The 22570-nt window shown below is 74.3% G+C and carries 20 protein-coding genes; 7 read left to right on the top strand and 13 right to left on the bottom strand.

What is annotated here, in order from left to right:
* The first annotated feature begins 4 nt into the window (after positions 1-4).
* The gene (locus ACZ6S4_RS06005) at positions 5-385 is read left to right on the top strand and encodes a hypothetical protein (protein WP_465473822.1); all 381 of its coding nucleotides are present in this window, start codon (positions 5-7) and stop codon (positions 383-385) included.
* Here ACZ6S4_RS06005 and pdxR read toward each other — a convergent pair.
* Positions 370-1776, bottom strand: coding sequence for a MocR-like pyridoxine biosynthesis transcription factor PdxR (pdxR, locus tag ACZ6S4_RS06010; protein WP_465473823.1), 1407 nt, complete (start codon positions 1774-1776; stop codon positions 370-372). The two genes, ACZ6S4_RS06005 and pdxR, sit on opposite strands and share 16 nt — an antisense overlap.
* Before the next feature lie 50 nt (positions 1777-1826).
* Between pdxR and ACZ6S4_RS06015 the strand changes: the two genes are divergently transcribed.
* The 3 genes from ACZ6S4_RS06015 to ACZ6S4_RS06025 all read left to right on the top strand — a co-directional run bounded on the left by ACZ6S4_RS06015 (position 1827) and on the right by ACZ6S4_RS06025 (position 4752).
* Positions 1827-2762 carry a DMT family transporter gene (locus tag ACZ6S4_RS06015; protein ID WP_465473824.1) on the top strand — a complete coding sequence of 312 codons (936 nt, stop codon included), beginning with the start codon at positions 1827-1829 and terminating at the stop codon, positions 2760-2762.
* Between the two features lie 175 nt (positions 2763-2937).
* The gene (locus tag ACZ6S4_RS06020) at positions 2938-3435 is read left to right on the top strand and encodes a B3/B4 domain-containing protein (protein WP_465473825.1); all 498 of its coding nucleotides are present in this window, start codon (positions 2938-2940) and stop codon (positions 3433-3435) included.
* Between the two features lie 36 nt (positions 3436-3471).
* Entirely contained in the window at positions 3472-4752 is a 1281-nt protein-coding gene (locus tag ACZ6S4_RS06025; protein ID WP_465473826.1) for a hypothetical protein, read from the top strand.
* A gap of 55 nt (positions 4753-4807) precedes the next feature.
* On the opposite strand, the gene fliQ is transcribed toward ACZ6S4_RS06025, so the two are convergent.
* Positions 4808-5077: a flagellar biosynthesis protein FliQ gene (fliQ, locus tag ACZ6S4_RS06030; RefSeq protein WP_212990639.1), complete on the bottom strand. Its 270-nt coding sequence runs from the start codon at positions 5075-5077 to the stop codon at positions 4808-4810.
* Between the two features lie 68 nt (positions 5078-5145).
* On the bottom strand, positions 5146-6111 hold the full coding sequence (gene add, locus ACZ6S4_RS06035; RefSeq protein WP_465473827.1) for an adenosine deaminase: 966 nt from the start codon (positions 6109-6111) through the stop codon (positions 5146-5148).
* Between the two features lie 158 nt (positions 6112-6269).
* Here add and ACZ6S4_RS06040 point away from each other — a divergent pair, with 158 nt between their 5' ends.
* On the top strand, positions 6270-7355 hold the full coding sequence (locus tag ACZ6S4_RS06040) for a SemiSWEET transporter (RefSeq protein WP_465473828.1): 1086 nt from the start codon (positions 6270-6272) through the stop codon (positions 7353-7355).
* Positions 7356-7449: 94 nt separating this feature from the next.
* Here the strand turns inward: ACZ6S4_RS06040 and ACZ6S4_RS06045 are convergent, their stop codons facing one another.
* Positions 7450-10194 carry a hypothetical protein gene (locus ACZ6S4_RS06045; protein WP_465473829.1) on the bottom strand — a complete coding sequence of 915 codons (2745 nt, stop codon included), beginning with the start codon at positions 10192-10194 and terminating at the stop codon, positions 7450-7452.
* Positions 10195-10311: 117 nt separating this feature from the next.
* Between ACZ6S4_RS06045 and ACZ6S4_RS06050 the strand changes: the two genes are divergently transcribed.
* Positions 10312-12543 (top strand): putative bifunctional diguanylate cyclase/phosphodiesterase, encoded by a 2232-nt coding sequence (locus ACZ6S4_RS06050; RefSeq protein ID WP_465473830.1) that lies wholly within the window; start codon positions 10312-10314, stop codon positions 12541-12543.
* Here the strand turns inward: ACZ6S4_RS06050 and ACZ6S4_RS06055 are convergent.
* The 3 genes from ACZ6S4_RS06055 to ACZ6S4_RS06065 are packed head-to-tail and all read right to left on the bottom strand — an operon-like array spanning position 12524 to position 15196.
* Entirely contained in the window at positions 12524-13114 is a 591-nt protein-coding gene (locus ACZ6S4_RS06055) for a DUF305 domain-containing protein (protein WP_465473831.1), read from the bottom strand. The two genes, ACZ6S4_RS06050 and ACZ6S4_RS06055, sit on opposite strands and share 20 nt — an antisense overlap.
* A gap of 56 nt (positions 13115-13170) precedes the next feature.
* On the bottom strand, positions 13171-14442 hold the full coding sequence (locus ACZ6S4_RS06060) for a copper amine oxidase (protein ID WP_465473832.1): 1272 nt from the start codon (positions 14440-14442) through the stop codon (positions 13171-13173).
* Positions 14443-14458: 16 nt separating this feature from the next.
* Complete coding sequence (locus ACZ6S4_RS06065; RefSeq protein ID WP_465473833.1) at positions 14459-15196, bottom strand: hypothetical protein; 738 nt, start codon at positions 15194-15196, stop codon at positions 14459-14461.
* A 189-nt stretch (positions 15197-15385) separates the two neighbouring features.
* Here ACZ6S4_RS06065 and ACZ6S4_RS06070 point away from each other — a divergent pair, with 189 nt between their 5' ends.
* Positions 15386-16423 carry an LLM class flavin-dependent oxidoreductase gene (locus tag ACZ6S4_RS06070; protein ID WP_465473834.1) on the top strand — a complete coding sequence of 346 codons (1038 nt, stop codon included), beginning with the start codon at positions 15386-15388 and terminating at the stop codon, positions 16421-16423.
* Positions 16424-16534: 111 nt separating this feature from the next.
* Here ACZ6S4_RS06070 and ACZ6S4_RS06075 read toward each other — a convergent pair whose 3' ends face one another.
* The 6 genes from ACZ6S4_RS06075 to ACZ6S4_RS06100 all read right to left on the bottom strand — a co-directional run bounded on the left by ACZ6S4_RS06075 (position 16535) and on the right by ACZ6S4_RS06100 (position 22500).
* Complete coding sequence (locus ACZ6S4_RS06075) at positions 16535-17326, bottom strand: SAM-dependent methyltransferase (protein ID WP_465474142.1); 792 nt, start codon at positions 17324-17326, stop codon at positions 16535-16537.
* Between the two features lie 29 nt (positions 17327-17355).
* Entirely contained in the window at positions 17356-19428 is a 2073-nt protein-coding gene (locus tag ACZ6S4_RS06080; RefSeq protein WP_465473835.1) for an EAL domain-containing protein, read from the bottom strand.
* A complete protein-coding gene (locus tag ACZ6S4_RS06085; protein ID WP_465473836.1) occupies positions 19425-20096 on the bottom strand; it encodes an RNA polymerase sigma factor in 672 nt (223 codons plus the stop codon). The genes ACZ6S4_RS06080 and ACZ6S4_RS06085 overlap by 4 nt, the downstream gene beginning before the upstream one ends.
* Before the next feature lie 83 nt (positions 20097-20179).
* Positions 20180-21166: a phosphotransferase gene (locus ACZ6S4_RS06090; RefSeq protein ID WP_465473837.1), complete on the bottom strand. Its 987-nt coding sequence runs from the start codon at positions 21164-21166 to the stop codon at positions 20180-20182.
* Complete coding sequence (locus ACZ6S4_RS06095) at positions 21163-21468, bottom strand: hypothetical protein (protein ID WP_212988961.1); 306 nt, start codon at positions 21466-21468, stop codon at positions 21163-21165. The genes ACZ6S4_RS06090 and ACZ6S4_RS06095 overlap by 4 nt, the downstream gene beginning before the upstream one ends.
* 78 nt (positions 21469-21546) lie before the next feature.
* A complete protein-coding gene (locus tag ACZ6S4_RS06100; RefSeq protein ID WP_465473838.1) occupies positions 21547-22500 on the bottom strand; it encodes a GlxA family transcriptional regulator in 954 nt (317 codons plus the stop codon).
* Positions 22501-22570 lie beyond the last annotated feature (70 nt).

Below are 22570 nucleotides of genomic sequence, written 5' to 3' on the forward strand. Positions count from 1 at the left end.
GACGATGGCTTACGAGGTCGAGGTCGAGCGGGCGTTCCGGGCCCGGCAGGGCCTGCCGTCACCGGTACGGGAACGTCGCGGGCTGTCCCCGCTGGAGCCGGGCGCCACGGTCGAGGTCGTGCTGCGGGCCGCCGTGGCGTTCGACGACGCCCAGCTCACCGAGCGGGGCTGGTTCTTCGACACCGACGAGCTGGCCGAACGCCTCGACGGCTGGGCTCAGGTGCTCGGGACCGGCGTGTGGACGGCGCGGTTCGCCTTCCGGCCCACGTTCGAGCTGGTCGCCCTGCACGTGTTCGGCGAGCTGGCCGCGGTGGTGCCGCAGCTGGCCTGGGTCGAGCTTGAGGACCGGACCTTCGGCAGCCGTACCCGTTATCGGGCGCGCTGAGCGCCCAGCACGCGTCCCATCCGGCGGGCCGCCTCCAGCAGGCGGTCCGGGGGCAGGGCGGCGTAGCCGAGCACCAGGCCCGGCGGCCCGTCGAGCAGCCGGTGCCAGGAGAGCGGGTGGACGCGGACGCCGTCCTGTTCGAGCCGGCGCGCCAGCTCGGTGTCGTCGGCCGGCCCGGGCAGCGTGATGAGCAGGTGCAGTCCGGCGGCGACGCCCTCGACGCGCGCGTGGGGCACGTGCTCGCGCAGGCCGTGCAGCAGGGCGTCGCGGCGGCGGACCTGCCGGCGGCGGACCGTGCGCAGGTGGCGTTCGTAGTCGCCGCCGGCCAGCAGGTGGGCGAAAATGAGCTGGGGCAACGCCGGGTTGCCCAGGTCGCTGGCGTGCTTGGCGGTGACCAGGTCGGCGTGCCGCGCGCGCGGCGCGATCAGCCAGCCCAGGCGCATGCCCGGGGCCAGCGACTTGGAGACGCTGCCGGTGTAGGCGACCCGGTCGGGCGCCGAGGCCTGCAGCGCGGCGACCGGCGCCCGGTCGTAGCGGTGCTCGGCGTCGTAGTCGTCCTCGATGATCAGGCCGGGCCGGGCCAGCAGGGCGCGGCGCCGGGCCGGGCTCAGCACCACCCCGGTCGGGAACTGGTGGGCCGGGGTGAGCAGCACGGTCTCCAGCCCGGTGGCGGCGAGCCGGTCGACCCGCAGCCCTTCGTCGTCGACCGGGACGGGCACCGGTCGCAGCCCCCAGTGGGCCAGCTCGTCGCGGGTGCCCCGGGAGCCGGGATCCTCCACCGCCACCTCGGTGCTGCCCCGGCTCCGCAGGGTCTGGGCCAGCAGCGCGAGGGCCTGGGCGACGCCGCTGACGACGATGAGGTCGTCGGGGCCGGTCTGCACGCCGCGGGTCCGCGCCAGCCAGCCGGCCAGCTCGCCGCGCAGCCGCGGGTTGCCGCGCGGGTCGCCGTAGCCGAGGTCGGCGTTGGTCGCGGTCGCGAGCACCGCCCGCTCGGCGCGCAGCCAGGCCGCCCGGGGAAAAGCCGACAGATCCGGTACGCCGGGAGAGAGGTCCAGGTCGACGCCGGGTGAGGGCGGCAGTGGCAGCCGCATCGCGGAAGGCTCCCGGGGCCGGCTCCGCGTCTGGGGCTGGGCCGCCAGCCCGGTCACCACGGTCCCGGCCCCGGTGCGCCCGCTGAGCAGCCCCTCGTCGGTCAGCCGCTGGTACGCCTCCACGACGACCCCGCGGGACAGTCCGAGATCACCGGCGAGCGCCCGGGTGGCCGGTAGCCGGGCCCCGGCGGCCAGCCGGCCGTCGCCGATCGCGGCGCGCAGCGCGTCGACCAGCCAGGCCGTGACGCCCTTGGCCGGCGCCGCGCCGGGATGCAGCTCCAGGAAGTCGATTTGGTCCACTCCTCGAACCGAAGATTGGTCCTTCCTGCTGGACCATACTCGCGCCGAGCATGGTTCGTGTGTCCCGTTTCCTGCCCCTCGCCGCCGGCTCCGCGGCCATGTCCTGTGTCGGCGGCAGCGTCGCTGTCTCCGCCGAGATCGCCGACGCCCCGCTGGTCACCATCCAGGCCCTGCGGTACGCGCTGGCCTGCCTGCTGTTGCTCGGCTTCGCCGCGCTGAGCCGCCGGCGGCCGGTCCGCCCGCGCGGCACCGAATGGCTCTGGCTGGCCGGCATCGCCGCGACCGGCCTGGTCATCTTCAACGTGGCGCTGGTCCAGGGCGCCCGGCACGCCGAACCGGCGGTGCTGGGCGTCGCGGTGGCCTGCGTACCTGTGCTGCTCGCCGCGATCGGCCCGCTGCTGGAGGGACGCGGCCCGGCGCCGGCGGTCCTGGCGGGCGCGGTCGTGGTGACCATCGGAGCCGGGCTCGTGCAGGGCATGGGCCGCACCGACGGGATCGGGCTGCTCTGGGCGGTGGTCGCCTTCGCCTGCGAGGCGGCGTTCACCCTGCTCGCGGTGCCGGTCCTGGCCCGGCACGGCCCGGTCGGGGTGTCCGTGCACGCCACCTGGCTGGCGGCGGTGATGCTGGCGGTGCTGGGCGTGCTGCACGAGGGCCCGGCCGCGGCGTTCCGGCTGACCGGGAGCGACCTGGCCGCCGGGGCCTATCTGGCGGTCGCGGTGACAGCGGTGGCGTTCGTCCTCTGGTACGCCTGCGTGTCGCGGCTCGGCGCCGGGCGGGCCGGACTGCTCACCGGCATCGCACCGATCGCCGCCGCCCTGGCCGGGATGGCCCTGGGCGGACCGGCGCCCCGCCCGCTGGTCTGGGCCGGCATCGCCGTCGTGGCCCTGGGCCTGGCGATCGGCCTGCGCACCACCGCTGGGGAAAGTCCCGGCCGGCCGCTCACGGGTCGCCGTCCGGTGCCCGCACTCACCGGGGAGATCGCATGAGGTTCCAGCATCACGACGACATCTGGCGGGAGTTCCTGGCTCTTGCCGCGGGCGCTCTGCTCGTGACGGCCGCACCCACCCCCGCGCACGCCGCCGACGTGGTCGCGCAGCAGCTCATGGTCGCGCGCGAACGGCTGGCGGCCGGTCCCGAAGGTCAGTTTCCCGAGATCCAGGCGTGGCGGCGGGCCTCACTGCCCTGGGCGTCCGGGCCACCCAGTACCGCTGCGCCTCCGAGTCGCTGCTGCGCCGGATGCGGCGCGACGGTGAGCTGCCCACCGTGCACCCGCTGGTCGACGTCTGCAACGCGATGTCCGCGGCCTCCGCGATTCCGGTCGCCGCGCTGGACGTCGCCCGGATCGACGGTGACCTCGAGGTGCGCCACGCCACCGGGGCCGAGAGCTACCTGGCCTTCGGCGGCGAGAAGGAGCACCCGGCGCCCGGCGAGGTGACGTTCGCCGACACCGCCGGCAACGCCCACGCCCGGCGGTGGACCAACCGGCAGAGCGGGCTCTCCGCCGTCACCGCGGACACCACGACCGCGCTCGTCGTGGCCGAGGCTCTGCACGAGGAATCGGCCACCGACATCGTCCGGCTGACCGCCGCGCTGGCCGCGGCCCTGGGGGCGGAACGGGTGTCCGTTCTCACCCGGGACGCGCCCGGATTCACGATATAGTTACCCAGGTCGATGCCCTCTGTGAAGGCAGGTCCGATGCGTCTGGTCACCGTGATCGCTGTCAGCGCGGCACTCCTGGCCGTTCCCCAGGCCGCTACGGCCGCAGGCCCCGCGGGGTGTTACGACCGCACAGCCCCCGTCACCTACGAGGAGGGCCGGATCGAGACCCCGGCGCTGCCCGGTGGGACGCGGGTGCCTTACGAGCTGGTCGAGGCGGGTGGGTTCACGCCGTACGCGCGGGCTCTGGCGGGGTCGCTGTGCCGGACGCGGTCGGTCGCCGACGCGCAGCGCGTGCTGCGGCGCGAGGGTGACCGGCTGTGGCGCACGGCGGTGCTGCGGGCGCAGGGCAAGGTGCGGATGGGCACGATCGAGCGGTACGACGACCGCCCGCTGTACTGGACCCGGCTGATGGGCACGCGTGACCTGCGGCAGTGGCGGCCCGCGTTCCCGCTGGCCGACGACCAGCGCACCGGCCTGCTGCGGACGTACGAGTACGCGGCCCGCGGGGTCTCCTCCACCGACTTCGCGCGCGGGGTGCGGCGGGTGCTGGTCAGCGGGTTCGACCCGTACCAGCTGAACGGGGAGATCCGCCGGTCGAACCCGTCCGGGGCGTCGGCGCTGCAGCTCGACGGGCTGCGCTTCACCGCGGCCGGCCACCGGGTGCAGGTGCAGGCCGTGGCGCTGCCGGTGACGTGGAGCGGCTTCGACGCCGGCATCGTCGAGGACACCTTCGGGCCGCACCTGACCGCCCGGTCCCGGCAGCGCGCCGACCTGATCATGACGATCAGCCAGGGCAACCGCGGCCTGATGAACATCGAGCAGTGGGCCGGTGCCTGGCGCGGCGGCTCGCCGGACAACAACAACGAGGGCGTGGCCGAGCCGGTGCCCCCGGCGCCGCGCTGGCCGCAGCCGCAGCCCCAGCCCGAGTTCATCGAGACGACGCTGCCGTGGGCGGCGATGGTCGCGGCCGGTACGGGCCCGTGGCCGACGGCCCTGAACCCCCGGCTGTGCGAATGGCCGGCCGGCACCCGTCCCGACCCGGCCGCGGTGCGGTGTCACAACAACGGGCCGACCCCTGGTTCGCAAGCGCAGTCCGGTGGCGGCGGCAGCTACCTGTCCAACGAAAGCATGTACAGGTCCAACCGCCTGCGGCTGGCGCTGGGCGCGACCGACATTCCGGGCGGGCACCTGCACATCTCGGCGCTGGTCTACCCGGCCGATCCGCTGGTGATCATCGACGAGGCCTTCGCCGCCGACCGGGCGGCGACCATCGACCAGACCGTGGAGCTGGTGAAGGCGGCGGCCTCGGCCGTGTGACCAGGACAAACGAAAAGGGCCGCCCGATGGGCGGCCCTTTGCGTTGCTCGGAAGGTCAGCCGACCAGGGTCGGGATCTTCTCGAACAGCTGCGTCGTGAAGGTCACCATCTCGTGCAACATCCAGTTGCCCGAGAACAGGATCGCCGCACCCACGCCCACCGCCTTCGGGACGAACGACAGCGTCGCCTCCTGGATCTGGGTCACCGACTGGAACAACGAGATCGCGAAACCGATCAGCAGCGCGGTCAACAGCACCGGCGCGCACATCTTCGCGGCGATGGTCATGGCCTGCAGCCCCAGCTCAACGATCTGCGTGTCCGTCATGCCATCCACTTCGGGACCCTGACGAAACCGGGGAGCGCAGAACGGGGGCGCCACGGTTGCCGTTCGGTTCAGGCCTCCGGAAAGCTCAAGTCGGCGAAAGCGGCCGTCGCGGACTGCCGGGCGACCAGGGTCAGCTGCTGGTCGGTGAGGCCCGTGGCGTAACGGGCCAGGGCGTGCTCCTGGGACAGCGTGACGTCACTGACGCGCGGGTTGTCGGTGTTGAGAGTGACCGCCACACCCGCCGCCAGCAGGGTGTGGATCTGGTGGTCGCGGTAGCCCGGCGCCGCCCCGGTCTGGGTGTTGCTGGTCAGCGCCACCTCCAGCGTCACCCCGGCCCGGGCCAGGTCCTCCAGCAGGCGCGGATCCTCGGCGGCGCGTACCCCATGGCCGATCCGCTCGGCGCCGAGGTCCTCGACCGCCGCCCGGACGCTCTCCGGGCCCGCCGCCTCCCCCGCGTGCACCGTGACGTGCAGTCCCGCGGCGCGGACCCGGGCGAACGCCGGGGCGAACAGCGCGGCCGCGTACCCGGCCTCGTTGCCGGCCAGGTCGACGCCGCACCACACGGCACGCCGGGTGAGGAACGTGGCGACCTGCTCCAGGGCGCGTTCCGGTCCGAGGTCGCGCAGGATCGTCGCGATCAGGCCGGCCCGCAGCCCGGTGCCGCGGCTGCCGGCCGCGACACCGTCGGCGACCGCGTCGATCACCGCGGCCGGGGCGAGGCCGGTCTGCTGCTGGATGAAGTACGGGCTGAAGCGCAGCTCCACGTAGTCGAGGCCGTCGTCGAAGGCGTCCTCGACCGCCTCCCGCCCGGCCCGCCGCCAGTCGTCGAGCGTGCGGAACACCCCGATCTGGTCGTCGACCTTGGCCAGGTACGGCAGCAGCCCACCCAACGGCCCGTCCGCGACGAGCAGGTCCCGGGGCCGGGGTTGCGCCGCCAGCGGATGGCCGTCGCGGCGGGCCACGTCCAGGAACGTGCTCGAGCGGATCGAGCCCTCCAGGTGCCGGTGCAGGTCGATCAGTGGGCGCGTCGCCATATCGCTCGGTCCCTCCGGAACTTGGGTGCGAAACGGTGGTTTCCCGCCGTGTCACCTCTCACGGATGGATCTTGTCAGCCGGTCCGGCGGCGACGCCGATGGGGCACAGGTGGCCGGGACGCTCCGGCCGCCTCTGTCCCGACGACCGGATTTGGATCATGCATTCCATCGCTCTGCTCGGCTGGTTCGGCGCCGCTCTGTCCATCGCTCTCCCCTGGCCCCAGGTCTGGCGTTCCGTCGCCCGCGGCCGCACCAAGGGACTCTCCGCGACCGCCTGCTGGCAGGGCACCGCGATGCCGGTCGGCTGGATCACCTACGGCCTGCTGACCGGCGAGACGGTGCAGGTCGTGACCAACTCCGTGACCGGAGTGGCGGGGCTCTCGGTGTTGGTGACGGTACTGCTGAAGCAGCGCGAACTGCGTACCGGCCGCAAGCTGCTGGTCAGCGCGGCCGGCGCGGCCGGAGTCCTCACGGCGGCGGCGGGCAGCGCGATCGCCGGCCGGCTGACCGACGTCGGCGGCCCCCGCGCCGCGGCGTTCCTGGGCGCGGTGCTGGCCGGCACGGCGATCCTGGGCGCGATCCCCCAGCCGCTGTCGCTGCTGCGCGACCGCAACCAGGACCTGGCCGGGCTGTCACCGCTGCGCTGGTGGCTGGCGGCCTTCGCGTGCGGCTCGTGGTGCACGTACGGCCTGGCGACCGGCCAGCCCGCCGTCTGGCTGTCCGCCCTGGTGGGCCTGGCCAGCGCCCTGATCGTGTGCTGGGTCCTGGTGACCGACCGTCGCTCCCGCGCCGCCGTCCCCGCGGTCGCCGTCCCCGCAGTCGCCGTCCCCGCGGCCGCCGTCCCCGCGGCCGCCGTCCCCGCGGCCGCCGTCCCCGCGGTCGCCGCTGTCGCCGTCCGGACCGCGCGCAGTTCCGCCCGCGTCGTCCGCGTGGCCCACGCCGCCGTCGGCCACGCAGCATCGGTTGCGGTCACCGCCGCAGACCCCCGGTCGTCTCGGGTACCGGCGTCGGTCACCGCGGGCGGGTCCCGTCCGCACCGGGCGGCCGCGTCGGCCCTCTGCCCGGCCCGGGCGGCCGGTCCGGGTGCTGCCGCGCGCGTCGTCCGTCCGGCTTCCGCCGCGGCTCGCCCGGTCTACGGCGCCGCCCGGGTGACACGGCCCCGGCCGGCGCGCGGCGTGGCCACCGTGCCGCACCCTTCCGAGGCCGCGACGATGATCATGGTCCGAGAGTTCGCCCCGGCCTGACGCCGACCGGCGCGGCGCGGCTTCCGTGCCCGGCTCGTCCGACACCGAGACCGCGGTCCCGGAGCTCGCCCCGGGTTGAGGCCGGGCGGGAGCGTCAGCGGGTGGCTCGTCCCCACAGCGCGGCCCAGTCACCGCCGCCGAGCCAGGACGACGGCACCAGCGCACCGTGCGCGACGATCCGGGGCCAGAATCCCCCCGGCTCGGCGCCCAGCTCGACCGCGTCCGGCCAGGCCGCCTGCCAGCCCTCGTCGTTCAGCGACGTCTGCGGATAACCCGGCACCCGCACCCGCCGCCGACCCGTCACCGCGGTGACCGCCCCCGCCGCGCCCAGGCCGCCCCACGACGTCACCGCCAGCACGCCCGCGCGCAGCAGCTGCCGGGGCGGTCGCCCGGCCATGGCCTGCGCCAGCTCGGGCGCGTCCTCACGCAGCAGGTGCCCGAGCGCCGCCCGCAGCCGGATCGCCCCCAGTTCCGCGTTGCGGGCCGGTGCGACCCGCGGCAGCCGGGCGACCCGGCGCAGGGTCCGCGGGATCGGCACATCCGCGCCCAGCGGCGCGAGCTTGTCCCGCACCGCCGCGGGCATGCCCGCCACCGCCTCCGACATCGGCCGGTGCCCGCTCGCCGCCCAGAGCTCCGTGATCGGCACGTCGGTGAGCAGGCGCCGGCAGCCGCGGATCAGGGTCGCCGGGCTGCTGCGCCGCAGGGCTACCAGCGCTGCCGGGCCCGGCTCGGCGCGGATCAGGGCAGCGAGCAGCGGGGATGGCCGCAGGGCGGCTTCGGCCAGCTCGCCGAGGCGGTCCCCCACCTCGGCGGTCAGCCGGGCCGCCGGTGCCGGTCGCTGCACCCGCCGCACCGGTACGGGCAACAGCGGCTCGACCCCCGCATCCGGCTCCTCCCCGGCCGGCAGCGGCAGCGACGCGACCCAGTCCAGGGTCAGCCGCCGCAGATCGTCATCGGGGTGCTCGTTGAACCGGGCCTTCAGCTCGCCGATCCGCCAGCCGCGCCCGGTGAGCCGGACCTCGACGTTGGCGACGATCCGCTCGTCGGGACCGCGCAGGGCCACCAGCACCTGCCGGCCCACCGCGGCGCCGTCGACGTACGAAGGTCCGGCGATGCAGTTGCCCATGTACCCGGCCCAGCGCGCGAGCTGCCGCCCGGTCCGCGCCACCTCGATGCGGAGGTCGGTGCCCGGCAGCAGGGTGCCGTCGGCGGCCTCGGCCGGGGCCGGGACGGCGAACCGGCCCGGCTGGGCCTCCGCGGCGGCGACCCCGGCGAGCAGGCCACCGACGAGTTCCGCCCACGTGCGCGGGCGCGGTGCCACGCTTCCGCCGAGCTCGGCGAGCTGAGCGGTGCCGGCCGCGGCCGGGGCGACGGCGTCGAGGCGGGGCATCAGCGGGTCCTCCGGCGGGTCGGCTTCCGGGTCCGCGTACGGGCCGTACTCGTCGGTGGTGAGTTCGGCGGCCGGGTTGCCGCGCAGCCGGGCCAGGGCGTCGGCGAGTTCGGCGTACCAGAAGAGGTCGCCGACCGTCTCGGTGGCCGCGGTCAGCTCGCCGGTGGCATGTTCCCAGCCGGCCCGGCGCTCCGGGGAGAAGTAGCCGACCTGTTCACGCCACGCGCGGAGCCCGGTGCCGGACCAGGCCAACCGGGCCGGGCGGGCTCCCTGGTTCTCGTGGAACCGGCCTTGTACGACGTAGTTGCGGGCGTTCTCCAGCGCCAGGCGGCCGTAGTCGCGGGCCAGCGCGAGGCGGTCGCGCACGTACCGGACCTGTTTCGGGCTCAACGGCCCGCCCGCCGGGAGGCGCTGCAGGTCCCGCAGGTAGCAGACGGGCCGCGACGGGTGCTCGCACAGGCCGGGCACCGGCCGGCCGGCGGCGGTGGCCTCCCGCTTGGTGAGGGTGGTGATCGCCGCCGTGATCTCGTCGCTGTGCCGTCGCAGCGCTTCCGCACAGCCGACGTCGACCGCCGTCGTCGCCAGCCGGGCGAGGACCGTCGCGCCCAGGGCGTCGCTGAGCAGCCGCGCCGCGCGGGCCGCCCACACCGCGGGCGGGGGCTCCCAGAGCGCGGCCTGGACCAGGGTCGGCTCGGCCCCGAATCCTTGGCGCAGCCGCAGCAGGATCTCGTCGTGCTCGAACCGCTCGGCCCGGGCCCGCAGGTCCTCATGGCCCGACGGGCGGCGCTGGCTGTCGAGCAGCCGCTCGCGGTGCTGCCGGGCCAGCCCGGCCGCGCAGACCTGCTCCCAGAGGTCGGTCAGCAGCCGCAGCCGCCGCGGCCCGGACAGCGGGCCGAGAACGCGGCCCAGATGGGAGCCGACGAGCGAGGGCAGGCCGGACGGGAACGGGTCGACCCCCTGCGGCGCCCGCAGCGCGAGCAGCCGAACAAGCTGCTCGGGACCCAGCAGATCGGCGGCGGCCACGGCGTACCGCAGCACCGGCCACCGGCCGGCGGTGATCGCCTCGAGGGCGGCCGCGCCCAGCGGCTTGGTCGCGTCCGGGCCGAAGAGCGCGACCAGCAGCGCCGGCGGTGGGCCCAGCCGGTCGGCGAAGCCGGGTACGGCCAGCGCGGCCAGCACCGCGTCCCGGCGGTCCCCGGCACCACCGTCGATCCGCGCCGACCGGTGTCCGGCCCCCAGGTCGACGTCCGCGCCGGCCGCGACCGCACCGCCCGCGGCGACCAGCTCCGCCAGCCGGGCCAGGACGTCGGCCACCACTTCGGCGCTCGTAGCGGGACCCACCGCGACCGGCGTGCCGGGGGCGAGCCGGGCAGGCTCGCGGACCGGGCCGGCCGCGAGCACACGATGACCCGGTTTCGGCCTGATACCGCCCGAGAGGGTGACTCCCACCCGATCATGATGACCCGCGCGTCCACCGGATTACGCCGCCGGCGCCGGCCGATCGCTCATGCCCGCTCGCGGGTCGCCGATCAGGCTCCAGACGGTTGACGAGACAGGAGTTCGACTATGCGCGGTTGGCTGCCGACCGGCGGCGGCTTGCGCGACGAGGACTGGGCTCGTCGCCACCGGCTGCTGACCATGCTGCTCGCCTCGACCGTGCCCGGCCTGACCGTGTTCGGCGCGGCGCGGGGCGGGCTGGACGCGGACTGGCTGGTGACCGTCCTGCTGATCCTGCCGTGCGTCGTCGGTGCGGTGCTGCTGCCCGCGCGCCGGCTGCCCTCGATCTCGGTCGCGACCGGTTTCACCGTCGCCTGCGCCGGCTTCGTCGCCATGTCCGACGGGCTCACCGAGTCGCACTTCAGCTTCTTCGTCGCGGTGGCCGCGCTGGCGTTGTACCGCGACTGGGCACCGTTCGGCGCCTTCCTGGTCGGCACCACACTGCACCACGCCGTCTTCGGCACGCTCGTCAGTGAGCACACGTACGACCACCGCAGCGCCGAGTTGCACCCGTTGACCTGGGCGCTGCTGCACGGGCTGGCGGTGCTGCTGGCGGCGGCGTTCCAGGTGGTCGCCTGGGGCCTGACCGAGGCGGAGGAGCGGCGGGCCGAGGACAACCTGGCCGAGAGCCGGGCGCAGCTCAGCGTCGCCTTCGACGAGACGCCCGTACCGATGGCGATGCTCGCGCCCGACGGGCGGCTGCTGCGCACCAACTCGGCGTACCGGTCCTGGCTCGGGCTGCCGGCGGAACTGCCCCCGGGTTACGGGGTGGCGGACCTGCCGATCACCGCGGTGGATCCCGCCGAGGCCGGGGTCTTCGAGGCGCTGACACAGGCGACGGATCCCGTGACGTTCACGACGGCGTACCGGCGGCACGACGACGGTTCCGTCATGCACGTGGAGGTGCACAGCAACGGGCTGCGCGACCGCGACGGCAAGCTGCGGCTGGTCTTCGTGCACTGCATGGACGTCACCCGGCAGCAGGAGCACGAGGCCGCGCTGCGCCGCCAGGTACGCCAGGACTCGCTGACCGGGCTGCTGTCCCGGGCCGCCTTCGAGGTCGACCTGTTCGCCATGCTCAGCGCCGACGCCGCCCCGGCCTCGGTGCTCTACCTCGACGTGGACCGCTTCAAGACGATCAACGACGGGTCCGGGCACGCCGCCGGCGACGACGTGCTGCGCGCCCTGGCCGACCGGGTGACGCGGACGGTGCCGGCCGGTGCCCTGGTGGCGCGGCTCGGCGGTGACGAGTTCGTGGTCGCGCTGCCCGGTCCGCAGGAGACCGGCGTACGCGTGGGCCGGGCCGTGCTGGCCGCACTGGCCGAGCCGCTCCCCGTCGCCGGCGCCCAGCTGCAGATCGCGCTGAGCATCGGCCTGGCCGTCGCGCACGGGCCGCGCCAGGCCGAGCAGGCCGTGCTCGCCGCCGACACCGCGATGTACGCGGCCAAGCGCGCCGGCGGCAACCGCCTCGAGCTGTTCAACGACGACATGCGGGTCGCGGTGCAGCAGCGCATCACCGCCGAGTCCCGGCTGCGGCAGGCCCTGGACGGCCGGCGCGAGGCGACCCTGCCGGTGTGGTTCCAGCCGATCGTGTCGCCCGCCACCGGGCTGATCGTCGGCGCCGAGGCGCTGGTGCGGATGTGGACCACCGAGGGTGAGCTGCTCGCCCCCGGGCACTTCATCGCCGCCGCCGAGGAGACCGGACTGGTCGTCCCGCTCGGCGAGCACGTGCTGGCCCAGGCCCTGCGCCACCTGCACCTTTGGCGCGACGAGCTGGGCTACGTGTCGGTCAACGTGAGCCCGCGGCAGCTGTCCGAGCCCGGCTTCGTGCCGATGCTGGCCGGCCTGCTCGCGGCGAGCGGCCTGGACGACCCCGCCCGGCTGGTCCTGGAGATCACCGAGACGGCCCTGCTGTCCAACTCCGTGGACCTGCAGGACCGGCTGCACGCGCTCAAGGCGCTGGGCGTACGGATCGCGCTGGACGACTTCGGCACCGGCTACAGCTCGCTGACCTGGCTGCAGTCCGTGCCCGCGGACATCGTCAAGCTGGACCGCTCGTTCGTCGCCGGGTTGGCGAGCGACCCGCGCAAGGCATCGATCATCTCGGCGGTGCTGTGGCTGGCCCGGTCGCTGGGCATGTCCGTGGTCGCCGAGGGCGTGGAGGACGTCGCGGACTGGGACGCGCTGCGCACAGCCGGCTGCCCGGCGATCCAGGGCTACTACTTCAGCCGGCCGCTCATGCCGGACGACATGCACGCCATGCTGGTGCGGCCCCGCGCGCTCAGCCTGGAGGCGGCGTAGCGAGCAGCGCCCGCATGGCGTCGTTCTCGGCGGTCTGCTCATTGATGACGTGGGTGGCCAGCGTACGGATGTAAGCGTTGCCGCCGTTCTCCAGCACCGAGCGGGCCATGGTGATCGCACCGGTGTGGTGGGCGATCATCTGCTGGAGGAAGAGCCGGGACGCGTCGGCCGGCGCCGCGTCGCGTACCTGCTCGAGCTGGGCGTCGCTCAGCATGCCGTGCGCGGCGGCGTCCCCACCGCCGTGCAGCTGCCGCACCACCGGATCAGCCGGGTTCACCGCCGGCCGTCCCCACGCGACCAGCCAGGCGTTCGTCTCGTCGATCTCGCGTTGCTGGTCGCGGGCGATGAAGCCGGCGACGTGCCGGACCCGCTCGCTCACCCCGGGCTCGGCGACGACGATGCGGCTGAGCTGCACCGCCTGGGCGTGGTGCACGACCATCATCTGGGCGAAGAGCAGGTCGACGCCGTTCGGCGCGGCGACGGACGCCGACGGTGACGCCACGGGCGTGGATCGGGGCCCGCACCCGGCGAGAGCCAGGGCGAGGACAAGCACAAGGCTGCGGACGCGCATCAGTCTCCTCCTCGGACGGCCGGCCCCGGGCGTCACCCGGGGCCGGCGCGGTCACGTCAGTTCCGGCCGTTGACGCCGCTGAGGGCGGGCGGGGCGAGCCGGTTGATCTCGGTGAAGTCGCGCGGGACCAGATCGAAACCCTGCCAGTGCAACGGCATCGGGCTCTGGTCCTCGTCACGCGGTACGTGGTGGAAGCCGACCCGCACCCACATGACCGGATCCACGAGCGTCTCGGGGCGCAGCGCGTAGTCCACGATGCCCCGCCGGCCGGGGCACTGCGGGTCGGCGTTGCCGGTCGCGTACCGCTCGCAGGCGTGGAACTGGGTGAACGTCACGTCCGGGACCGTCTCCGGATGCGCCTCGTAGACGTCGTTCGCGCCGGTGACCAGCTCGTACGAGCGGTTGTGCCCGTCGGCGTTCTTGGCGCCGGGGCTGACCACCCGCCACCAGCGGCGGTTGACCTTGGTGAAGCTGCCCTCCTTGGCGATGGTCTTGTGCACGGTGGCGATCTTGGCGGACACGCTGCCCGGGCCGGTCACCTTGGAGTCGTACTGCTCGACCCGCTCCTTACCGCCGCCGGCGATGTCGAAGTCCACCCGCCAGAAGGCGCTGTGGTAGTGGTTGGTCGCGTACGCCTGCTTGCCCTTGCCGATCGGCCAGCCCTTGTCGGGGGTGGTGAAGTCGATCGGCGACAGGTCACCGGTGGCGCCGAGGCGGGCGGAGATCTCGCCGTCGTCGTGCAGGCGGTACTCGGTGACGTACTCGTACCAGCCGACCCGGCTCAGGGCCCGCAGGACCAGATCGTGGCCCTGCTTCGCGTACGGCTTGCCCGGCGTCTCGTCGTTGGCCAGGTGGTACGCGAGCCCGGACGCCTCCGCACCCACGCACAGCACCTTGCGCCGCTGCGGCTCAGCACCACCGTCGGAGCCGACCCGCGCGGAGCCGCCCTTACAGTCGTCACCGGCCAGCGTCTGCAGGTACTCGCCGCCGAAGCCGAACTCGGTGATGTCGTTGTACTCGGTCTCGCCGGAGTCGTACGGGACGTTGAGCTGGGCCAGGGTCAGCGACTTGAGGATCCGCACCGGCTGCGGATGACGCGTCGAGGCGATCGAGACGTTCTCCAGCACCAGGCCGCTCTTGGCGTGCATCCGCCAGCACAGCTGCCAGGTGGTGCCGTTCGGCAGGGTCTCCTTGACCGTGGTGGACGCCGCGCACTGCTGGGGTGCCGGGGCCTGGGCGGCGGCCGGTCCGGCCCCCGTACCGGTGATGCCGGCGGTCGCGAGCAGGGCGGCCGCAGCGGCCGCGCCCATGGTCCGCTTGATCTTCATCTGTGCGCTGTCCCCGTCACTTCAGCCGGGCGACCGTGCGCCCGGAGAGGTCGATGATGATGTCGTCGAGGTCGATGAACGGCCCGTCGGCGGCCTGGACCACCAGCCGCAGGCAGCGGTGGGCGCCGCAGCGGCGCACCGCGGCGGGATCGGCCGGGCGGGCCTGGTGGACGTGCGCGGTGACCACGACGTCCTGCTTGCCGGTCCAGGTGCGGCCGGTGGCCTGGGCATAGCGGGCCCGCAGATCCTTCTCGTACGGGCCGGCCAGGACCAGGTCGAGCGCCGTGGCGACCTCCCGGTCGGCGGCGGGCTGCTGCATGCCGGTGGCCGTGTACGAGCCGGTCAGCTTGCCCGTGCCGAGGTCGACGACCTGCTTGACGAGCTTGTCGGTGCGGTAGTCGTAGAAGTAGAGCTCGGCGCGGCGCACGGAGCTGTCGGCAGCCAGTTCGGCGGACAGATACTCCGGCCCGGCGGCGCCCGTGACGTCCTTCGCGACGGCCAGTTGCGGCGTCAGCGCGGCCGTACGGGCCTTGGCGAGCTCGCCGGTCGTCAGGGCGTCGCTGCCCGTCCCGGCGGCCGGCTCGGCCACCGGGCTCGGATCCGAGACCCGCGGCTGCTCGGCCGCCGCCCCCGGCGTGGTCCCCGGCGTCGGCGCCGCGCTCGCCTGCCAGCCGGCCACGCCGAACGCGGTCACCGCCGTCGCCGTCGAGATGCCCAGCCCCCAGGCCCATCTCCGCACTGTGGTCGATCTCAAGTCGCCACTCCTCCCCCTCGATGCGTGTTCCCCCCGATGCGTGCGGGCTGAGCCTGGGCGGTGCACCGTGAGGCGGAGGTGAGTTTTGCCCCTTGGTGCCCAATTCCCGACACGAACGATCTAGGCGGGCAGATCGGTATCAGCCGAGGCTCACGCTGCGCGGCCACGGCGGTGAGGCATGATCGACACATGCTGCCCGTGGAGTTCGGACTGGACACGTTCGGCGACGTCACCGTCGGCCCGGACGGCGAACCGTTGCCGTATGCGCAGGTCATCCGCAACGTCGTCGAGCAGGCGGTGCTGGCCGACGAGGTCGGGGTGGACGCGTTCGGGCTCGGCGAACACCACCGCGACGACTTCGCGGTGTCGGCGCCGGAGATCGTGCTGGCGGCCATCGCCGGCCGCACCCGGCGGATCCGCCTCGGCACCGCGGTGACGGTGCTCAGCTCCGACGACCCGGTCCGCGTCTACGAACGCTTCGCCACCCTCGACGCGGTGTCGAACGGCCGGGCCGAGATCACCCTGGGCCGCGGCTCGTTCACCGAATCGTTCCCGCTGTTCGGTTACGACCTGAACGACTACGACCGGCTCTTCGCCGAGAAGGTCGACCTGATGGCCGAACTGCTCCGCGAGGAGCCGGTGACCTGGGCCGGCACGGTCCGGCCGCCGCTGGACGGCCAGCAGGTCTACCCGAAGACAGCAGCCGGGCGGATCCCCACCTGGGTCGGCGTGGGCGGCAGCCCGGAGTCGGTGGTCCGCGCGGCCCGGTACGGCTTCCCGCTGGTCCTGGCGATCATCGGCGGCGACCCGGCCCGCTTCGCACCGTACGTGGAGCTGTACCACCGGGCCCTGGACCAGTACGAACGCGAGCCGCTGCCGATCGCGGTGCACGCGCCGGGCTTCATCGCGGCGACCGATGAGGAGGCGGTGGAGACGCTGTGGCCGCACGCCCGGGCGTCGATCACCCGGATCGGGGCTGAACGGGGGTGGCCGCCGCTGACCCGCGAACGCTTCGAGGCGGACATCGCCGAGGGGGCGTGGCACGTCGGCTCACCGGACACCGTGGCCCGCAAGATCGCCCGGACGGTGGGGGTGCTGGAGGTGCAGCGTTTTGATCTGAAGTACTCGGCCGGGACGCTGCCGCACGAGGACATGATGACGGCGATCCACCTTTATGGGACCGAGGTCATTCCGCGGGTGCGGGAGCTGCTGGAGAACGAGGTCTGAGCTGCGCGACCGAGTCCGGCCGGCGCGACCCAAGCAGGGCCTTCGGCCCGCGGCCCGCTCAGGACGCCCGGCCCGCTCCGAGCCCGCCGCCCGCTGAAAGCCACCGCCCGGTCAAGGCTTCTGGCCGATTGCGGCGACCACCGCCATGTCGCCCGGGTCGCCGTCGCCCTGCGGGCCGGCCGGCCATTCGTGCACCCAGACCAGCCCGGGCGGCACCAGCACCGTGTCGCCGAAGAACCGCATGATCTGCGACCGGCTGCGGCCGGTCGCCGTCGACACGTCCGTCCGCCGGTACAGGTCAGCGACCCCGTCCAGCGCCGCATCCGCTGGGGTCTCCGAGACCCCGTGCGAGATCGCCACATACGACCCCGGCGGCAGGCTGGCCAGCAGCCGCTCGACCGCCGGATAGGCGTCGTCGTCCGGCACGAAGTGCAGCATCGCGACCAGCAGCAGCCCGATCGGCTGCTCCAGGTCGAGCAGCCGGCGCACGCTCGCGTGGCCGAGGATCGCTTCGGGGAAACGCATGTCGGCCTGCACCGCGGCGGCGAACTTGTTGTCGCGCAGAATCTCACCGGCATGCGCGACCGCGACCGGGTCGATGTCGATGTAGACCACGCGGGCGTCCTCGACGCGGCGCTGGGCGATCTCGTGCACGTTGCCGACCGTCGGGATGCCGCTGCCGATGTCGAGGAACTGCCGCACGCCCGCGTCCAGCATGAACTGCACGGCCCGGTTGAGGAACGCGCGGTTGGCCCGGGCCATCTCGCCCGCCGCGGGGATCATCGCCAGCAGCCGCTTGGCCGCCTCACGGTCGGCGGCGAAGTTGTGGCTGCCGCCGAGCAGGGCGTCGTAGATCCGGGCGCTGCTGGGCCGGCTGGAATAGTCCGCGTCCGCGTTTCCCATGCCGAGGAAGCCTACTCCACTGTGGTCGGTCATGAGGCCACCCGCCGATCCGCGACGGTCACCAGCCGTGCCGGCCCGCGCAGCAGTGCGGGCACCTGGTGCGGGGTCGTCGGCGGGCCGTAACGCAGACCCTGGGCGCCGTCGACTCCCGTTCCGGCCAGGCGCGCCTGGACTCCCTCCTCATCCACGCCGTGCACGGTCAGGGTCAGGCCGAGCGCGTGCGCGACCCGGGCCATCCCGGACAGCAGGTCATGGTCGGCGTCGGGGCCGGTGGCCGGGGACCGCAGCAGGCTCGCCGGCGACCGCAGGCCGTGCAGCGGCAGCTCCCGCAGGTACGGCAGGCTGCTGGACCCGGTGCCGAAGTCGTCCAGCTGCAGCCGGACACCGAGCGCCGCCAGCGCGGTCAGCACGGTGTGACTGTGCTCCCCGGCCGGTACGGCGTCCAGCCCCGACAGGTGCAGGTGCAGCCGCCGGGGTGGCAGGCCGCTGCCGGCGAGCGCCTCCCGCACCAGGTCGACGATGTCGGGGTAGCCGATCTGGTGCACCGGCAGCTCCAGGCCGATGAACGGGCCCTTGCGGCCGCCGTCCCAGCTCATCGCCTGCCGGCAGGCCTGCCCGAGGAAGCTGCCGGCGAGCCGGGTCGTGGTGTCACGGTCACCGGTGAGCTGCCCGATCCGGGCGAGGTCGAGGATGCCCAGGTGCGGGTGCCGCCACGCCATCCGCGCGTGCAGCCCGGCGACGCGGCCGGTGCCCAGCTGCACCACCGGCTGGTACGACGGCGGCCCGGTGACGAGCCCGGAGACACCGGTGGCGGCACGCGGCCGGCCGGGACCGGCGGGCTGCGGGTCGTACGCGGCCCAGCCGGTGGTGCCGGCCCGGGCCTGGCGCAGCGCGATCTCGGCGTCGACCAGCACCCGGGTGACGTCGAGGCCCGCGGTCGGCACGTCGACGACCCCGACCGCGGCGTGCAGCGGGGCGGTCAGACCCGTGCCGGGCAGCGAGGCGGGCTCGGCCAGCTCACGGGTGAGCCGCTCGGCCAGCTCGGCGAGGTGCGCCAGGCCGCCGCTGTCCTGCACCAGCAGCACGAACGTGTGCGCACTGTGCCTGGCCAGCAGATAGTCCGGGTGCCGGGCGACCCGCTGGAGGCGGCGGGCCACCTCGGTCAGCACGTGATCGCCGGCTTCGGCCCCGAACTGCTCGCCGACCGCCACCAGGCCGCCCAGGTCGATGAGGCAGAGTCCGACGTGCCGGTCCGGGTCGTCACCGTTGGCGGACTGCCGCAGGCGCTGCACGAGGCACGCTTTGTTGGCCAGGCCGGTGACCGGGTCGTAGTAGGCGAGCCGGTGGTAGCGGGCCTCGCTGTGCTGCAGGGCGGACTGGAACTCGCGGGCGGCGCGCTGGGTGGCCCGGTGCAGCGACTCCTGCTGAGCCAGTGTGCGGGCCTGGATCGCGGCGGCGAATCCGGCGGCGAACGTACCGGCGACCTGGCGGGCCGGGCGCTGCACGGTGTCGCCGTCGCTGAGGTGGTCGAGCAGCAGGGTCATGCTGGCCGGCAGCGCTTCGGGCCGGCTGACGCCGAGGGCGACGACCTCCACCCCGACCTGGTAGGCCGCGTCGAGATCCGGCGGGCTCGCCTGGGTCGCGGCCCGCAGACAATCCGCGTACGCCTCCAGCGTGCGCGTCGCGGCATCCTCGGCGATCGGCAGGTAGACGCCCGCGGCCGCCGCGGCGGCGAACCACATGTCGCCCAGGCTCTGGCCGCGGGTGCCGGGGACCGGCTGCCGCGCCGGCTCCAGCGGGCGGGCCGCGGCCGGCAGCGGAGCGAGGGTACGGCGAGCGCTGAGCACCGTGCGCGCGGCCTGATCGAGGGCGGCATCCGTGTACTGCACCGCGGTCTCGAGCGCAGCGGCGACGATGCCGTCGGCGCGGTGGCGGGCGTCCTGGATCAACCGGTCCGCGGGCGCCTCGGCCGTGGCGGGCTCGTCCTCCTCGGGCACCGGGTCGTAACCGCACTCGGCGAGGATCTCGTTCAGCGCGGCGATCATCATCGCGTGGGTCAGCCCACCCTCGTCCGGCGGGAACGGATCGTCGTGCGCCGTCATGACCGGCCTCCCTCGGACTCGGACTCGGGCTTGGACGCGGCCTCGGGCTTGGACGCGGCCTCGGGCTTGGACGCGGCCTCGGCGCCAGGCTCAGCTGACCGCCCGCGCTGCGAAGGCGTCGCCTGCCACATGGCCACCGCCTGCTTACGGCCCAGTTTCAGAGCCGTACGGACCGCCTCCGGCGTCTTGCCCACCTGCCGGGCGATCTCGGTCGGCGTCAGCCCCTCGGCCGACAGCTCCAATGCCTCACGCCGCGCCGGCGGCAGCTGGGCCAGCACCCCCGCGAACCATTCCTGCAGCTCGTAAGCGACCAGCTCGGGGTCGGCCTGCCCGGTGCCCAGCTCGCCGACGTCGGCGACCAGCACCTCGACGTCGCCGCGCCCGGCGCTGCGTCGCTGTTTGAGCCAGTGTGACCGGGCCGCGGTGCGCACCCAGGCGACCGGGTGGGTCAACTCCGACCAGCGACGCAGCGCCTCCCGGATCGCCTCGGCAACGGCGTCCTGGGCCTCCCAGCGGTCGGCCCCCTCCCGCAGCAGGCTGCGCACCAGCCCTGCCCAGTAGCGCCGGAAGAACTCTTCGATCTCTTCCGCGGGTGGCGCATCAGGAATCGGCGGTGACGCCGCACGCTCCACCTTGGGTGTGTCGTGCGTGCCGTACGCGTCGGGCACCGATGTCTCCGTTCGCCGTTGAACTCCCACCTAGTTAGGTCCGTGGGAGCCGGTCGGCGTGACATCGACGAACAAGATTATTTTCAGCGGCGGGCGAGGGCCTCCCGCATCGCGAGGCAGAGCCGTACGGTGCCCGCGAGGTCAGCGCGTCCGTCGGCCGCGGCGGCAACCACCCCGAGCCGGTACGCGACCCGTTCGCGCGCGGTCATGGTGCCCCACTGCCAGTCGGCGCGCAGCATCCGGGCGAAGTGGTCGGTGCCGCGCCGCTCGGCCCGTTCCACCAGCGCCTCGCCCTGCACGACCCACCCCAGACAGGCGTCGGCGAGGTCGCCGGGCGGGTCACCACCGCGCAACGACCGCCAGGTCTCCCGGTACGCCCGCTCGGCGGCGATCAGCAACGACTCCGGCGTGGACCGCACGCACCAGCAGGTCGGGAAGCCGATCCGCAGGTACGCGAGCTCGTTGATCCCGGCACCGGCGGCGGCACCTTCGAGGTCGACGAAGCGGATGCCGCCGGCGGTGGTGATCTCGTTGCCGGGGCAGGGATCGCCGTGCAGCAACGCCGCGGTTCCGGCCGCCACCAGGCGTTCGAGCAGGGCTTCCAGCTCGTCGTCGGCGCCGGCCGGGACGGTGACGCCCAGCGCGCGGGCCAGGTCGAGGAACGCCCGGACGTCACGGCGCCCGGGCCCGGTGTCAGCGGGCAGGTCGCCAGGGCTGAGGGCGTGCAGGCGGGCCAGCGCGATGGCGTACCGGATCGCCCAGGGCGCGCTGTCGGGGACCTCGGCGAGGTGTTCGAGCACCAGCACCCGCCGCCGCGGGTCGGCGGCGAGCACCTCGGGCACGACGGCCGGGCGGGCGGCCCCGGCCAGGCGCAGAGCGGTCAGCTCCCGGTCGAAGCGGCGGGCCGCGTCGGTGCCTCCGACGATCTGCTTGACCACTGCGGGCGTACCGGCGAACTCAGCTCGCCAGACCCGCGACCGCGGGCTGCTGGCGATGGTCCGCACCCGGCGCGGCCGGCCCAGCCGGTCGCGCAGCGCGGGCCCGAGCGGCAGGGCCCGCCGGAAGATCACTCGGCGATCATCCGGATGATCGCGTTGCCGCCCAGCATGAGCACGTCGGCGCCGGCCACCAGGGCCATGGCCAGGTGCATCCGGCGGCTGGTCAGCTCGGGGTCGGAGCCGGTCAGCCCCAGCCCGGCGATGACCAGGGCGAGCAGCACCAGCGGAATGCCGAAGATGAGCAGCACCCCGACCGAGCCGGGGGTCCGGCCCTGCACGACGAGCAGCGTGAGCATCACCGCCGGCCCGATGCCGAAGAAGAGCACGGCAAGCCCGCCGTACCACCGCAGCGACCGCGTCGCGTCCGTCACCATGCACCTCCGATGCGGGGCTCATGGTATCCAGTGCCGATCACCACCCCGGCCGCCACCACGGCGGCGCGGCGGGGCGGATCAGTGGGTGCGGGTGCGGAACATCGACCGGTATGCCTGCGGCGTCGTGTCCAGCCGGTGTCCGAAGTGGTGCCGCAGCGTCGCGGCGCTGCCGAAGCCCGCCCGCACCGCGATCGTGTCGATGCCCAGGTCCGACTCCTCCAGCAGCCGCCGGGCCAGCAGCACGCGCTGGCCGGTGAGCCAGTCGTGGGGCGTCGCGCCGGTCTCGGCCCGGAACTTGCGGGCGAAGGTGCGCGGCGCCATGTGGGCCTGGGCGGCCAGGGTGTCCACCGTGTGCGGCTGGTCCAGGGTCTCCAGCACGTGGGTGAGCAGCGGCTGCAGCGTGTCGCACTCGATGGGCTGCACCGGCGTCTCGATGAACTGGGCCTGGCCGCCGTCGCGGTGCGGGGGCACGACCATCCGGCGGGCGAGCTGGGTGGCCACCGCCGAGCCCTGCTCCTCGCGGATCAGGTGCAGGCCGCAGTCCACTGCCGACGCCGTGCCGGCGCTGGTGATGACGTTGCCGTCGGCCACGTACAGCACGTCGGGGTCGACCTTGGCCAGCGGGAAGCGGGCGGCCAGCGCGTCGGCGTGGCGCCAGTGGGTGGTGCAGCGGCGGTCGTCGAGCAGGCCGGCCGCGCCGAGCGTGAACGCGCCGGTGCAGACGCTCATCACCCAGGCGCCGCGGGCGTGGGCGCGGCGCAGCGCGTCGAGGACCGCCGCCGGCGGTTCCCGGTCGTTGGTGCCGGGCACGACCGCGACCAGGTCGGCCTCGTCGGCCGGGCCGAGGTCGTGGGCGGGCGAGATGCTGAAACCCGCATGGGTACGGACGGGAGCGCCGTCGACGCTGCAGACGGCGAACTCGTAGCTCGGCAGTCCCTCGGCGGTCCGGTCGTAACCGAAGAGCTCACAGAGCACTCCGAGCTCGAAGACGGCCACGTCGGGAAGGGCGATCACGGCGACACTGCGCAACATGCGGACAGCCTACGGCGTACTGGCAGGATTTTGAAGATGTATGGCATCTCTGCCACTGTCCGGGGCTTCG

The sequence above is a fragment of the Actinoplanes sp. NPDC051405 genome, from assembly GCF_055586185.1.

Coding starts and splice junctions, on each gene's coding strand:
- ACZ6S4_RS06015 (WP_465473824.1), top strand. CDS start 1,827: ATGGTTCGTGTGTCCCGTTTCCTGCCCCTCGCCGCCGGCTCCGCGGCC.
- fliQ (WP_212990639.1), bottom strand. CDS start 5,077: ATGACGGACACGCAGATCGTTGAGCTGGGGCTGCAGGCCATGACCATC.
- ACZ6S4_RS06040 (WP_465473828.1), top strand. CDS start 6,270: ATGCATTCCATCGCTCTGCTCGGCTGGTTCGGCGCCGCTCTGTCCATC.
- add (WP_465473827.1), bottom strand. CDS start 6,111: ATGGCGACGCGCCCACTGATCGACCTGCACCGGCACCTGGAGGGCTCG.
- ACZ6S4_RS06070 (WP_465473834.1), top strand. CDS start 15,386: ATGCTGCCCGTGGAGTTCGGACTGGACACGTTCGGCGACGTCACCGTC.
- ACZ6S4_RS06080 (WP_465473835.1), bottom strand. CDS start 19,428: ATGACGGCGCACGACGATCCGTTCCCGCCGGACGAGGGTGGGCTGACC.
- ACZ6S4_RS06050 (WP_465473830.1), top strand. CDS start 10,312: ATGCGCGGTTGGCTGCCGACCGGCGGCGGCTTGCGCGACGAGGACTGG.
- ACZ6S4_RS06100 (WP_465473838.1), bottom strand. CDS start 22,500: ATGTTGCGCAGTGTCGCCGTGATCGCCCTTCCCGACGTGGCCGTCTTC.
- ACZ6S4_RS06005 (WP_465473822.1), top strand. CDS start 5: ATGGCTTACGAGGTCGAGGTCGAGCGGGCGTTCCGGGCCCGGCAGGGC.
- ACZ6S4_RS06075 (WP_465474142.1), bottom strand. CDS start 17,326: ATGGGAAACGCGGACGCGGACTATTCCAGCCGGCCCAGCAGCGCCCGG.
- ACZ6S4_RS06060 (WP_465473832.1), bottom strand. CDS start 14,442: ATGAAGATCAAGCGGACCATGGGCGCGGCCGCTGCGGCCGCCCTGCTC.
- ACZ6S4_RS06025 (WP_465473826.1), top strand. CDS start 3,472: ATGCGTCTGGTCACCGTGATCGCTGTCAGCGCGGCACTCCTGGCCGTT.
- ACZ6S4_RS06055 (WP_465473831.1), bottom strand. CDS start 13,114: ATGCGCGTCCGCAGCCTTGTGCTTGTCCTCGCCCTGGCTCTCGCCGGG.
- ACZ6S4_RS06095 (WP_212988961.1), bottom strand. CDS start 21,468: ATGGTGACGGACGCGACGCGGTCGCTGCGGTGGTACGGCGGGCTTGCC.